Genomic DNA, 13,193 nt, shown 5'->3' on the forward strand with positions numbered 1-13,193 from the left:
CTGTTTGGGCGGTATCCGGAGGTTGTCATGCTTGGTAAACTCGACGAGTACATGCGTTTTAACGAAGCCGCGCTGAGCCTGCGCTCGCAGCGGCAGACGGTATTGGCGTCCAACATCGCCAACGCCGACACGCCTAATTACAAGGCCCGCGACGTCGACTTCGGCAGCGCGCTCAAGGCGGCGCTGGACAAGGCCAGCCCAAGCGCGAGCGCCACGCTCAAGACCACGGCCACCAAGCATTTCCCCAACCCCCAGCAAACAGGTGGAACGCTGGCCGACGGCACGCCGTTGTTGTATCGCGGCGTGGTGCAGGGCGCCGTCGACGGCAACACGGTCGACATGGATGTCGAGCGCAACCAGTTCGCCGACAACGCCATCCGCTACGAGGCCGGCGTCACCATGATCAACGCCCAGATCAAAGGGATGATGGCGGCGATCCAGTCAGGGAACTAATCATGTCACTATTTAAAATCTTCGATGTCTCCGGTTCGGCCATGAGCGCCCAGGCGCAGCGCCTCAACGTGGTCGCCTCCAACCTGGCCAACGCCGACAGCGCCACCAGCGCCAGCGGCGAAGCCTACCGCGCCCGCCAGGTGGTATTCGAAGCCACGCCGACGGCCGCAGGCGATTCGACCGGCGTGCGCGTGCGCAAGGTGGTCGAGGACCAGTCGCCGATGAAGCAGATGTACGACCCCAAGCATCCGATGGCCGACGACAAGGGCTACGTCACCATGCCCAACGTGAATGTGGTCGACGAGATGGTCAATATGTTGTCGGCGTCGCGCTCGTACCAGACCAACGTCGAGACGATGAACGCGGCCAAGTCGCTGCTGGCGAAAACGCTGACCATCGGTCAGAACTAACAAGATCAAGAGAGTCCAACCATGGCCACCACCAGCGGCATCATCGACACGCCCAAGGCGTCGACCTTCAACACCACCAACACCGCCACCAGCAACACTGCGGCGAGCAACGACATCGGCGCCGACCAGGACAAGTTCATGAAGCTGCTGATCACGCAGCTGAAGAACCAGGACCCGCTTAATCCGATGGACAACGCGGCCATGACCAGCCAGCTGGCCCAGCTGTCGACCGTGACCGGCATCAACAAGGTCAACGCCACCCTGGAATCGCTGCGCACCGACCAGGCCAGCGCCCAGTCGATGAACGCGGTCAGCCTGATCGGCAAGGGCGTGCTGGTGGCCGGCAAGGGCATCGAACTGAGCACCAGCACCGACGCGGCCGGCGTCAAGACCAGCAGCAGCGTGTTCGGCGTCGACCTGGCCTCGCCGGCCGAGACGGTCGACATCAGCATCATGGACAAGACCGGCACGGTGGTGCGCACGATGTCGATGAAAAACGCCGACGTCGGCACCTACCCGATCACGTGGGACGGCACCACCGACGCCAAGACGGCGGCGGCCGCCGGCAGCTACACCTTCAGCGTCAAGGCCGTCACCAACGGCAAGACGCTGACCGACGCCACCCAGTTGCAGCTGGCGGCCGTCGCCAGCGTGTCGACCGGCGCTGCCGGCGTCAAATTGAATACCTCGCTTGGCCATTTCACGATGGCTGAAATCAAGGAAGTTTTGTAAGTCTCACACCATAGGGGAATACCATGTTCCAACAAGGACTGAGCGGCCTGAACGCCGCATCCAAATCGCTGGACGTCATCGGCAACAACATCGCCAATGCCAGCACGGTCGGGTTCAAGGGTTCGCAAGCCCAGTTTGCGGACCTGTACGCCAACTCGCTCAACGGCGTCTCCGGCAACAACCCGGGTATCGGTGTGACGACCTCCAAAATTGCCCAGCAATTCACGCAGGGTAATATCGAAACCAGCAACAACCCGCTGGATGTATCGATCAACGGCGGCGGCTTCTTCCGCCTGGTGGTCAACGGCGCGGTGCAGTACTCGCGCAACGGCCAGTTCCATGAAGATAATACCCATACGCTGGTCAACGCCCAGGGCGCGCAGCTGACGGGCTACCTGTCGAACACGGCCGGCGTGATCCAGCTCGGCGCTCCGGTGCCGTTGACGCTGGACAAGTCCGACCTGACCCCGGTGCAGACCACCAAGGCCAACTTCCAGATGAACCTGAGTTCGGCTGAAAAAGTGCCGAAAACGATCCCGTTCAATGCGAACGACCCGGACAGCTACAACAAGCAGACCGTGCTCAATGTGTATGACAGCCTGGGAACGTCACACATCATGACCACGTACTATGTCAAGACCGACGCCAACACTTGGGATGTGTACGCTTCCGCCGATAACAAGGAAGTCGTCTCGGCCGGTGTCGCCGCCGCCATCAACGGCGACCAAGGCGTCGCTGACGCCCGCACCGCCTACAATGACGCAGTGCGCCTCGCGCCGGCGGATCCAGCCGCAGTAAGCGCGGCCGCCTATAACTACGCGTCGGTCGCTTATCAGGTTATGACGGCCGCCGCCACGACGCCGCCTGCCGCCGCTTCTCCGGAGCAACTGGCCGCGCTGGACGCCGCCTTCGCTGCGCTTGACGTGGGCACCCCCGGTTCGATTCTTGACAAATCGCCGGACGACATCGCCGCCAAGCTGGCGGCCGCCATCACCGTTCCAGCCGTTAAAGCAGGCACCTTGATCTTCGATCGCAATGGTGCGCTCAGCCCTGGCGCGATGGCCGCGCTGCAGCCGACGCCGCAAACCCTGCCATTCTCGATCAGCCTGCCGATCTTCCCGGACACCGGCGCACAGCAGCCGATGGTGGTGAGCACTACGTTCGACAAGACCACCCAATACGGCAGCGTGACCAACGACCTCGGCTCGACCCAGGACGGCTACTCGGCCGGTTCCTGGCAGCGTTACGCGATCGACGAGAACGGCGTGATCCTGGGCCAGTACAGCAACGGCAAGTCGCGCGCCATGGGCCAGATCGCCATGGCCAACTTCGCCAGCGTCGACGGCCTGACCCCGCTGGGCAACAACGCCTGGGCGGAAAGCTCGAACTCAGGTCCTCCACAAGTGGGCGTGCCCAACGCCGGTTCGATGGGTTCGCTGCGCGCCAGTTCGGTGGAAACGTCGAACGTCGACCTGACGGCCGAACTGGTCAACATGATCACCGCGCAACGCGTCTATCAGGCCAACGCGCAGACCATCAAGACCCAGGACGGCATCATGCAGACCTTGGTCAATCTGCGTTAATGTTGAAGATGCAATAAAGGGAACAAGCCATGGACCGTCTGATCTATACCGCGATGACCGGGGCGCGGCACGTGCTGGAGCAACAAGCCACCACGTCCAACAACCTGGCCAACGTCAACACCACCGGCTTTCGGGCGCAGCTCGACAGCTTCCGCGCCGTGCCGGTGGTGTCGGAGGGCTTGCAAACGCGTGCCTTCGTGGTCGATTCGACGGTCGGCGCCGACATGCGCGCCGGGCCGATCCAGACCACCGGCCGTCCGCTTGACATCGCCATCCGCGACCAGGGCTGGATCGCCGTGCAGTCGCCGGACGGCTCCGAGGCCTACACCCGCAATGGCAGCCTGAAGGTCAGCGAAAACGGCCTGCTGCAAACGACCAGCGGCCAAACGCTGATCGGCGACGGCGGCCCGATCGCCATTCCGCCGGACGTGACGGTGATGATCGCCGGCGACGGCACCGTCAGCACCGTCTCGACCGATTACCAGCCTGGGCCGTCCAACACGCTCGGGCGCATCAAGCTGGTCAATCCGGACCCCAAGGGCCTGGTGCGCGGCAACGACGGCCTGTTCCGCCAGAAGGACGGCACGCCGGCGCAGAACGATCCGCTGGTGCGGGTGGTCGACGGCGCGGTCGAGGGCAGCAACGTCAATCCGGTCGATTCCATGGTCAATATGATCAGCTTGGCAAGGCAGTTCGAGATGCAAATGAGCCTGCTGAAGAACGCCGAGAATAACGCAGCAAAAGCCACCCAGATCCTCGCTTTGGGTTGATCGCCTCTCCCGCATAATGGTGGTGTGGGATGAGTAGCTGTCGCTTCTGGCCGCTCCCATCCATGCTACGGGAGAAGGAAAATGATACGTTCACTTTGGATCGCCAAGACGGGCATGGAAGCGCAGCAGACCGCGCTCGACGTCACATCCAACAATCTGGCCAACGTCAGCACCAACGGGTTCAAGAAGTCGCGCGCCGTCTTTGAAGACCTGCTGTACCAGAACATCCGCCAGCCCGGCGGCCAATCGTCGCAACAGACCAACCTGCCGTCCGGCATGCAGCTCGGTACCGGTGTGCGTCCGGTCGCGATCGAGCGCGTCCACACCCAGGGCAATCCACAGTCGACCGGCAACGACAAGGACCTGATGGTCAACGGCAACGGCTTCTTCAACGTGCTGCTGCCCGACGGCACCACCGCCTACACCCGCGACGGCTCCTTCCAGCGCGACAACAACGGCCAGATGGTCACCTCCAGCGGCTTCGTGCTGCAGCCGGCCATCACCATCCCGATCACCGCGCAAAGCATCACCGTCGGCCGCGACGGCACCGTCTCGGTGACGCTGCCGGGCCAGGTGGCGCCGCAGCAGATCGGTAGCATCCAGTTGTCGACCTTCATCAACCCGACCGGGTTGGAGTCGAAGGGCGAGAATCTGTACGTCGAAACCGGCGCCTCGGGCAATCCGCAGACCAACACCCCGGGCACCAACGGCACCGGCGTGATCCTGCAGGGCTTTGTCGAGACGTCCAACGTCAACGTGGTCGAGGAGATGGTCAACATGATCCAGAACCAGCGCGCCTATGAGATCAATTCCAAGGCCATCACCACGTCCGACCAGATGCTCGCCAAGCTGGCGCAGCTGTAGGGGGAGTACCATGAAACACGTCATCGCCATCATCTTCGCTGCCGCCGTCGCCTCCACGTTAAGCGGCTGCATGAGCACGCCGACGTCGATCGTCAACACGCCGATGTCGGCCCGCCCGCTCAACGCCGAACAACTGGCCGCCAAGCCGAACAACGGCGCCATCTACCAGGGCTCGGCCTTCCGCCCGATCTTCGAGGACCGCCGCGCGCGCCAGGTGGGCGACGTGCTGACCCTGGTCATCACCGAACGCACCACCGCCAACAAGGCCGGCACCAGCTCGGGCAACAAGTCCGGCAATGTCAGCGTGGCGCTGCCCAAGCCGCTGCAGTCGACCTTCGGCAACCCGCTGGCGGTGACCAACGAAAGCAAGTATTCCGACGGCGACAACCAGACCGCCAGCAACGCCTTCACCGGCACCATGGGCGTGACCGTGGTCGAGGTGCTGTCGAACGGCAACCTGATCGTGGCTGGCGAAAAGCAAGTGGCGATGAACAAGGGCGTCGAATTCATCCGCTTCTCCGGCATGATCAATCCCGACAATATCGCCACCGGCAACACCGTGGCCTCGACCGCCGTCGCCGACGCCAAGGTCGAATACCGCACCAGCAGCCAGGTCGACCGCGCGGAAATGGCCTCGATGGCCTCGCGCTTCTTCCAAAGCCTGCTGCCGTTCTGAGGCTGAGATGAACACCCCCTTGAAGACTTCCGCCCTGATCCACGCCCCGCGCCTGGTCAAGTTCGCCAAGCTGGTGTCGATCGTGCTCGCGTTCGTTCTGCTGGCGTCGATGGTGCAGACCGCCCACGCCGAGCGCCTGCGCGACCTGGCCAGCATCGCCGGCGTGCGCCAGAACCAGCTGATCGGCTACGGCATCGTCGTCGGCCTCGACGGCAGTGGCGACCAGACCACGCAAACCCCGTTCACGGTGCAAAGCGTGGTGTCGATGCTGCAGCAACTGGGCGTGAACCTGCCGCAGGGTACCCAGCTGCAATTGAAGAACGTCGCCGCCGTCATGGTCACCGCCTCCCTGCCGCCGTTCGCCCAGCCGGGTCAGACCTTGGACATCACCGTGTCGTCGATGGGTAACGCCAAGAGCCTGCGCGGCGGCACTTTGCTGATGACGCCGCTCAAGGGCGCCGACGGCCAGGTCTACGGCATGGCGCAGGGTAACGTGCTGGTCGGTGGCGTTGGCGTCGCCGCCGGTGGCGCCGGCGGCAGCTCACTGACCGTCAACCACCTTAGTGTGGGCAAGATTTCCGCCGGCGCAACGGTCGAGCGCGCCGTCGCCTCCAACCTGGGCGAGGGCAACCAGATCAAGCTGGAACTCAATACCGCCGACTTCGCCACGGCCAGCCGCGTGGTCGAGGCCATCAACGAAAAATACGGCGCCGGCATCGCGTATGCGCTCGACAGCCGCGTGATCCGCGTGCAGTCGCCCAGCGGCAGCGACCAGCGCGTGACCTTCATCGGCACCCTGCAGGACATGCAAGTCAATCCGGCCGAGCAGCCCGCCAAAGTCATCATGAACGCCCGCACCGGTTCGGTGGTGATGAACCGCGCGGTGACGCTTGAGACGTGCGCCATTTCCCACGGGAATATGTCAGTCTCGGTGACAGCCGATCCGCAGGTCAGCCAGCCCAACGCGCTGGCCGGCGGGCGCACCGTGGTCACGCCCAACCAGACCGTCGATATCAAGAAGGATAGCGGCAAGGTCATGATGGTCAAGGGCGGCGCCTCGCTGGCCGAGGTGGTCAAGGCGCTCAACGCCATCGGCGCCACGCCGCAGGACCTGCTGTCCATTCTGCAGGCCATGAAGGCCGCCGGCTCGTTGCGCGCCGAGCTCGAAATCATCTAAGCGGAGATCGCCATGACCAGTCCCAAAACCAACGATCTCGGCAGTAATCTCGGCAACAAGTTCGCGCTTGACGTCAAGGACATGGGCAGCCTGCGCCAGTCGGCCAAGGCCGGCAGCCCGGAGGCGCTCAAAACCGCATCGACCCAGTTCGAGGCGATGTTCGTCAACATGATGATGAAGAGCATGCGCGACGCCTCGCCGCAGGACGGCATGATGAACAGCGAGCAGACCAAGATGTTCACCACCATGCTCGACCAGCAGACCAGCCAGAACATCGCCAAGAAGGGCATCGGCCTGTCCGACGTGCTGATCCGTCAGCTGACCAAGACCGCCGACGCGCAAGCCCAGGCGCTGGCGGCCGGCGGCGCGGCGGACGGCGCCAGCGGCGCCAACGCGGGCAGCTTCAGCGGCGTGGCCAGCCTGATGGACGCCAAGCTGCAAAAAGCCATCGCGGCGGCCGGCGGCGCCGGCACGGCCGCTGCGCCAAAATCGGCGGGCTCGGTCGACGACAATAGTGCCGTGCCTGCCACGGTGATCGGCAACCGCGGCTCGCAGGCGCCGCACGTGCGCAGCTTCCAGGAAAAACTGTCGTCCCACGCCGAGGAGGCCAGCCTGGCCACCGGCATTCCGGCCAAGTTCATGCTGGGTCAGGCGGCGCTCGAGAGCGGCTGGGGCAAGCGCGAGATCAAGGGCCGCGACGGCACCAACAGCAACAACCTGTTCGGCATCAAGGCCGGCGGCGACTGGAAGGGCAAGACGGTCGACGCCACCACCACCGAGTACGTCAACGGCAAGGCCCAGACCCGGGTCGAGAAGTTCCGCGCCTACGACAGCTACGCCGACAGCTTCAAGGATTACGCGAAGTTATTGGCCAGCAACCCACGTTATGAAAAAGTGCTGGCCAGCGCCGGCGACGCCAGCAGCTTCGCCCAGGGCCTGCAGAAGGCCGGCTACGCCACCGACCCGCAGTACGCTGCCAAATTGACCAGCATCATCAAGCGTTCGCTGGCGGGTTGACGGACCGGCGCGCCGGGGCGCGATTCAAGTTTCCGGCCGCGCCGCCGTTAACAATAACAACATAGAGTGAAACATCATGAGTCTTCTCAGCATCGGCAAAAGCGGTCTGTTGGCAGCGCAGGTGGGGTTGGCGACCACCGGCAATAACATCACCAACGCTGGCGTGACGGGTTACAGCCGTCAGGTGGCGATCCAGGTCGATACGCCAACCCAGGACAAGGGCTTCGGATTTGTCGGCACCGGCACCGAAGTGGCTGCCGTGCGCCGGTACTACGACAATTTCCTCGCCACCCAGCTGCGCAATGCCGAGTCGAACCAGGCTTCGCTGGACGTCTACAACAAGCAGATCAGCCAGATCGACAACCTGCTGGCCGATCCGACCGCCGGGTTGTCGCCGGCGATGCAGGACTTTTTCAACGGTGTCCAGGACGCCACCTCCAATCCCGCGTCGGCGGCGTCGCGCCAGGCCATGCTGTCGAGCGCCGAGTCGCTGGCGGCGCGCTTCCAGGGCATGAGCGCGCGCTTGTCGGAGATCGCCTCGGGCGTGAACGGCCAGATCGTCTCCAACGTCGGCGAGATCAATTCTTTCGCCCGCCAGATTGCCGAACTCAACAACACCATCGCGGGGCTGAGCACCGACGGCAAGGCGCCCAACGATCTGCTGGACCACCGCGACGCGCTGCTGACGGAACTGAACAAGCTGGTCAAGACCAGCGTCATACCGGGCGACAACAATACGCTGACGGTGCAGATGGGCACCGGCCAGCCGCTGGTGGTGGGCAACAAGGCCTTCACCCTGGGCACCTCGACCTCGCCGACCGATGTCTCGCGCGTCACAGTCGGTTATCTGTCCGATAACGGCGGCTTCAGCCCGCTGCCGGACCGCGTGCTGACCGGCGGCCAATTGGGCGGCCTGCTGGAGTTCCGCAACGGCGCCATGGACCGCGCGCAAAATTCGCTGGGCCAGGTCGCTGCCGCCATTGCCGTCACCTTCAACGCCCAGCACGAGCTGGGCCAGGACCAGAACGGTGCGCTCGGCACTGCCTTCTTCGGCCCGATCAACGCCTATGTCGGCACCAATACGCACAACCTGTCGACCAGCACCGCCGACGTGACCGCCGTGGTGAAGGACGCCAGCGCCTTGACGGCAAGCGACTACAGCGTCGACTTCGACGGCACCAATTTCAGCGTCAAGCGCCTCAGCGACGGCCAGGTCACGCAGATCAATCCGTTCCCGCAGACCGAGCCGCAAGTGATCGACGGCGTCGCCTATACGATCACCGGCACGCCGGCCGCCAACGACAACTTCCTGGTGCGCCCGACCTACAACGCGGCCAAGGATTTCACCGTCCTCATCTCCGACCGCACCAAGATCGCGCTGGCTGCGCCGATCAGCACCGCCGCGCCGACCACCAACGCCGGCAACGCCAAAATCACGGACGGCACCGTCGACGCCAACTACCTGACGCCGGGCAACGCGCTGACGGCACCGGTGACCCTGACCTTCGACAAGGCCACCGGTTCGCTGTCGGGCTTCCCGGCCGGGCAGGACGTGACGGTGAAGGTCAATGGCGTGGCCACCGTGTATCCGGCCGGTACGCCAAGCATTCCGTACACCGACGGCGCGTCGATCAGCTTTGGCGGGATCAGCCTGGCGATCAGCGGCACGCCGGCCAACCTGGACAAGTTCACGGTCGGCCCCAACACCAGCGGCGTGGGCGACAGCCGCAACGGCGCCTTGCTGGCGGCGCTGCAGACCAAGAACACCATGGATAACGGCAACGCCAACTTCCAGACCACTTACGCGCAGATGGTCAACTATGTCGGCAACAAGGCGCGCGAGTCGCAGATCGGCGGCGCCGCCGCCGACGCCGCCGTGGCCCAGGCCACCAACGCCCAGCAAAGCGTGTCGGGCGTGAATCTGGATGAGGAAGCGGCCAATCTGTTACGCTACCAGCAGGCCTACCAGGCGGCCGGCAAGGTGATGCAGGTGGCCAGCCAGTTGTTCGACACATTGCTCAGTTTGGGCAATTAAGCCGGGTACATCACGGATGAGTAATATTAACGGGGTAGCATCATGACCATGCGCATCAGTTCCAAGACCATCTACGACGTCGGCGTCGGGCAGATCAGCTCGCTGCAGTCGGCGCTCGCGCGCACCCAGTCGCAGTTGTCGACCGGGCGCAAGAACCTGACCGCCGCCGACGATCCGATCGCCACCGCGCGGGCGCTGGAAGTGACCCAGTCGCAGGGCATCAATACGCAACTGGTGACCAACCGCGCCAACGCCAAGAGCATGCTGTCGCTGGAGACGGTGGCGCTGCACAGCTCGGGCACGATCATGCAGGACATCAAAAGCCTGCTGGTCAACGCCGGCAACGGGAGCATGGCGCAAAAAGACCGCGAATCGCTGGCGGTCGAACTCGAGGGCCGGCTGCAGGATCTGCTGGGCCAGGCCAACAGTTCGGACGGGGTCGGCGGTTTCGTGTTCTCCGGCTATAAATCGACCACCTTGCCGTTCACGCAAACGGCCACCGGCGCCGCCTACCAGGGCGACCAGGGCCAGCGCTCGCTGCAGGTGGGCTCGACGCGCACTTTGCCGATCAGCGATTCGGGCGCATCGGTGTACGAGAACAACGCCACCGGCAACGGCACCTTCGTCACCGGCGCGGCGGCCAGTAATTTCGACCGTGGCGGCAGCGGCATCATCAGTGGCGGCTCGGTCAAGGACGCCACCCAGTTGACCGGCAACCGCTACCAGATCGACTTCCAGGTGGTGCCGGCCACGCCCGGCGTGCCCAAGGTCACCACCTACACGGTCACCGACCTGACCCTGAACCAGCCGGTGCCCGCCACGCCGGTGCCGGCCGTGCCGCAGCCCTATGTCAGCGGCCAGAACATCACCTTTGACGGCCTGCAATTCGATATCAAGGGCGACCCGGCCGATCTCGACAGCTTCAATGTCGAGCCCAGCACCAAGCAATCGGTGTTTACGACCATCACCGACATCATCAGCGCGTTGCGCGCGCCCGGCGACGGTTCGGCCGGCCAGGCCAGCCTGAGCAACAAACTCAACCAGGCGCACCTGAACGTCGACAACGCCTACGACAATATGCTGTCGATCGAGTCGGCGGTCGGTTCGCGGCTCAAGGAACTCGACTATCTGGACAGCTCGGGCGACGACTTGAACCTGCAATACGCGACCACCTTGTCGGGGCTGCAGGACGTCGACGTGGTCAAGGCGATCTCGTTGTTCACGCAGCAGCAGACCAATCTGGACGCGGCGCAGAAATCGTTCAAGACCATGTCCGGCCTGTCGCTGTTCAACTACATCAGCTGAGCGGTCGATTCAATATCCCAGGTCCTCGACCGGCACCGCCAGCGGCGCGGCCGGCGAGCGGCCCAGCACCCGGTTGATGGTGCGGCCGAGCACGCGGATATCGTTGTCGAAGCCGCCGTGGCTGGCCTGCTCGGTGCGCGTCGTCGACACCCTGATGCGGTCGCTCGTAACCTCGCACGCGGCCGCGCCGTCTGCTTGCCGGGGCAGCGCCGCCACCCACGCGCGCCACGCGTTGACTTGCGGCCAGTCGGCCGGCGTCCACAGATCGTCGTCGCGCTGGCGGGCGCCCGGGTACAGCAAGCGCTGCAGGCCCGCCAGCGGCGTCTTGCGTACATTTTCAAAGCCCCGGCTCACCAGATATAACAAGGACTTGCCATACGGCCCGACCTTGTCGGCGCGCTCGCTCACGTCCGACAGCAGGTGCAGCCAGAAGCGGTCGGCGGCGAGGAACTGGTCGGCCACCCTGGCCTGGTAGTGGCGCGCCGCGAAGTCGAGCGAGCAGGCCGGCGCGTACAGCGTCACCGACGCGACCGGCAGGCCGGCGGCCTGGCACAGGTCCAGCAAGTGGCCATGGACGAAGGCGCCGGCCGAATGGCCCGCCAGATGCAGCTCCAGCCCGGGATGCGCGGCGCGCAGCCGAACCAGCGCGGCGGCCAGCAGGTGCAGCGCGCCGCCGGCCAGCGCGGCCTGGGCGGCGTTGGCCTTGATCTCGTTCCACGCCCATCTGATGTTGTGGGCGGCCGCCTCCAGCAGCTTGTCCCTGGCCTCGTCGATCAGGCCGCCGACCAGGGCCTGGCCGGGCGCGAACCCGAAGGCGTCGTCCAGCGCGCTGGCCACGGTGTCGAGGATGCCGGTGCGCCAGGTGTAGAACAGCGGATAGACGCCGTTGGCCTTGAAGTAGGGGCCCATGACGCGGATGCGCCGGATCGACTCTTCCTCCGCATTGAGGCCGCCGTGGGCGTAGATGACGACCTTGCCGCTGGCCGCGCCCTCGTCGCGCAGCCAGCGGCCGATATTTTCCAGCACCACCTGTTCGACCAGATCGGCCGCGCGGCCGATGTCGGGACGGCCGATGCGCACCGCGCCGTTGTTGCCGGCCACCACGGCATGCTCGTAGGCGGCCTCGGTGCTCCATGGATGGGCCGCCGCCGTGGCCGGCGCGGCGTGCGGGCCGATGTGCAGCGCGGCTTCCCCCGAGACCAGCGAGTGGCCGATGCGCCGCACGCGCGACGGCGCGGCCGCCTGCGTCAGCTGCGGCACACCGAGCGCGGCGACCCAGGCGTCGATGCCGTTGGCAAGCCAGTCCGCATAGCCCAGCACGGCAAAGCCGCCGGCGCCCCAGTCCGCGCCCCAGCAGTTGTGCACCACGAAGCCGCGCTCGTTGTAGCCGACCAGCGCGAACGCGTGGCCGCCGGCCGCCATGGCGCCGTCGGTCCAGCCGATGGCCGGCAAGCCGTCGTGGCCGCTGGCGAGCCGGCTGTGCGGGACGGACTCGAGCGCCCAGCCGTCGTGCAAGGCGGCCGACACGTAGATGGCGCCGATCTCATGGATGGCGGCCTGCATGTCGGACACCGAGGCGCTGTCGACGCGGTAATAGGTGCCCAGCGGACGCGCCAGCGCGTCCCGCGCCCACGACGAGTCGGGGCGGTAGGCCCTGCCGCCGGCCGCATGCACGCTGCGGGTCCACAGCGCGGCCGCGCAGCAGCCGTGCTTGCTCCAACCCTTCATGGCGCCACGGCAGCTCGACCCGTCGTAATGCTCGCCCGGCCATTCGTCGTAGAAACGCGCCAGGTCGTACAACATATAGGGACTGACGCCGGTGAAATCTTTTTTGTTTTTCGCCCGCGACCACAACATGAAATTGATGGTGGCGGCCAGCCCGTGGCCGGTGCACGCGCCGTCCTTTTTCTGGTCCGGCACCAGGCCTTGCCGGATATAAGGGGGCAGCAGCTTGCGCAGCGCGGCGTCGTCGGGCCAGCGCGGCGGCAGCGCGACGATCGGCGGCGCGTACGGACGGTCGCGCGGGTCGAGCCGGTCCGGCCGCGCATCGAGCTGGACGGTTTTGGCGCCGATCTTGATTTTTCGCGTGGGCATGCTGGTCGACGGATGGAGGTCTCCACGCTAGTCTACGAAGGAATTGACATTGTGTACATTACAAAATGCAAATGAAT

At 65.1% G+C, this 13,193-nt stretch carries 12 protein-coding genes; 11 read left to right on the forward strand and 1 reads right to left on the reverse strand.

Translation table 11 applies throughout. The annotated features are described in order from the left end of the window. Positions 1 to 27: 27 nt before the first annotated feature. From flgB to flgL, 11 genes are all read left to right on the forward strand, one after another. Complete coding sequence (flgB, locus tag ACZ0BA_RS29345) at positions 28 to 453, forward strand: flagellar basal body rod protein FlgB (protein ID WP_463454659.1); 426 nt, start codon at positions 28 to 30, stop codon at positions 451 to 453. Between the two features lie 2 nt (positions 454 to 455). Next, positions 456 to 863 (forward strand): flagellar basal body rod protein FlgC, encoded by a 408-nt coding sequence (gene flgC / locus ACZ0BA_RS29350; protein ID WP_363501042.1) that lies wholly within the window; start codon positions 456 to 458, stop codon positions 861 to 863. 21 nt (positions 864 to 884) lie between these two features. Continuing rightward, the gene (locus ACZ0BA_RS29355; protein ID WP_463454660.1) at positions 885 to 1,595 is read left to right on the forward strand and encodes a flagellar hook assembly protein FlgD; all 711 of its coding nucleotides are present in this window, start codon (positions 885 to 887) and stop codon (positions 1,593 to 1,595) included. 23 nt (positions 1,596 to 1,618) lie between these two features. Continuing rightward, positions 1,619 to 3,178 carry a flagellar hook protein FlgE gene (locus ACZ0BA_RS29360; RefSeq protein ID WP_463454661.1) on the forward strand — a complete coding sequence of 520 codons (1,560 nt, stop codon included), beginning with the start codon at positions 1,619 to 1,621 and terminating at the stop codon, positions 3,176 to 3,178. Between the two features lie 29 nt (positions 3,179 to 3,207). Continuing rightward, entirely contained in the window at positions 3,208 to 3,948 is a 741-nt protein-coding gene (flgF, locus tag ACZ0BA_RS29365; RefSeq protein WP_463454662.1) for a flagellar basal-body rod protein FlgF, read from the forward strand. Between the two features lie 81 nt (positions 3,949 to 4,029). Next, on the forward strand, positions 4,030 to 4,812 hold the full coding sequence (gene flgG / locus ACZ0BA_RS29370) for a flagellar basal-body rod protein FlgG (RefSeq protein ID WP_090322427.1): 783 nt from the start codon (positions 4,030 to 4,032) through the stop codon (positions 4,810 to 4,812). A 10-nt stretch (positions 4,813 to 4,822) separates the two neighbouring features. Next, positions 4,823 to 5,488, forward strand: a complete 666-nt coding sequence (locus tag ACZ0BA_RS29375; RefSeq protein WP_463454663.1) for a flagellar basal body L-ring protein FlgH — start codon at positions 4,823 to 4,825, stop codon at positions 5,486 to 5,488. 109 nt (positions 5,489 to 5,597) lie between these two features. Then, positions 5,598 to 6,665, forward strand: a complete 1,068-nt coding sequence (locus tag ACZ0BA_RS29380; RefSeq protein ID WP_463454853.1) for a flagellar basal body P-ring protein FlgI — start codon at positions 5,598 to 5,600, stop codon at positions 6,663 to 6,665. A 12-nt stretch (positions 6,666 to 6,677) separates the two neighbouring features. Continuing rightward, complete coding sequence (gene flgJ, locus ACZ0BA_RS29385; RefSeq protein WP_463454664.1) at positions 6,678 to 7,682, forward strand: flagellar assembly peptidoglycan hydrolase FlgJ; 1,005 nt, start codon at positions 6,678 to 6,680, stop codon at positions 7,680 to 7,682. A 76-nt stretch (positions 7,683 to 7,758) separates the two neighbouring features. After that, the gene (flgK, locus tag ACZ0BA_RS29390) at positions 7,759 to 9,717 is read left to right on the forward strand and encodes a flagellar hook-associated protein FlgK (RefSeq protein ID WP_463454665.1); all 1,959 of its coding nucleotides are present in this window, start codon (positions 7,759 to 7,761) and stop codon (positions 9,715 to 9,717) included. Between the two features lie 48 nt (positions 9,718 to 9,765). After that, positions 9,766 to 11,022: a flagellar hook-associated protein FlgL gene (gene flgL / locus ACZ0BA_RS29395; RefSeq protein WP_463454666.1), complete on the forward strand. Its 1,257-nt coding sequence runs from the start codon at positions 9,766 to 9,768 to the stop codon at positions 11,020 to 11,022. 9 nt (positions 11,023 to 11,031) lie between these two features. On the opposite strand, the gene ACZ0BA_RS29400 is transcribed toward flgL, so the two are convergent. After that, the gene (locus ACZ0BA_RS29400) at positions 11,032 to 13,116 is read right to left on the reverse strand and encodes a C1 family peptidase (protein WP_463454667.1); all 2,085 of its coding nucleotides are present in this window, start codon (positions 13,114 to 13,116) and stop codon (positions 11,032 to 11,034) included. Positions 13,117 to 13,193: the final 77 nt, after the last annotated feature.

Source organism: Duganella sp. AC917 (assembly GCF_979258245.1).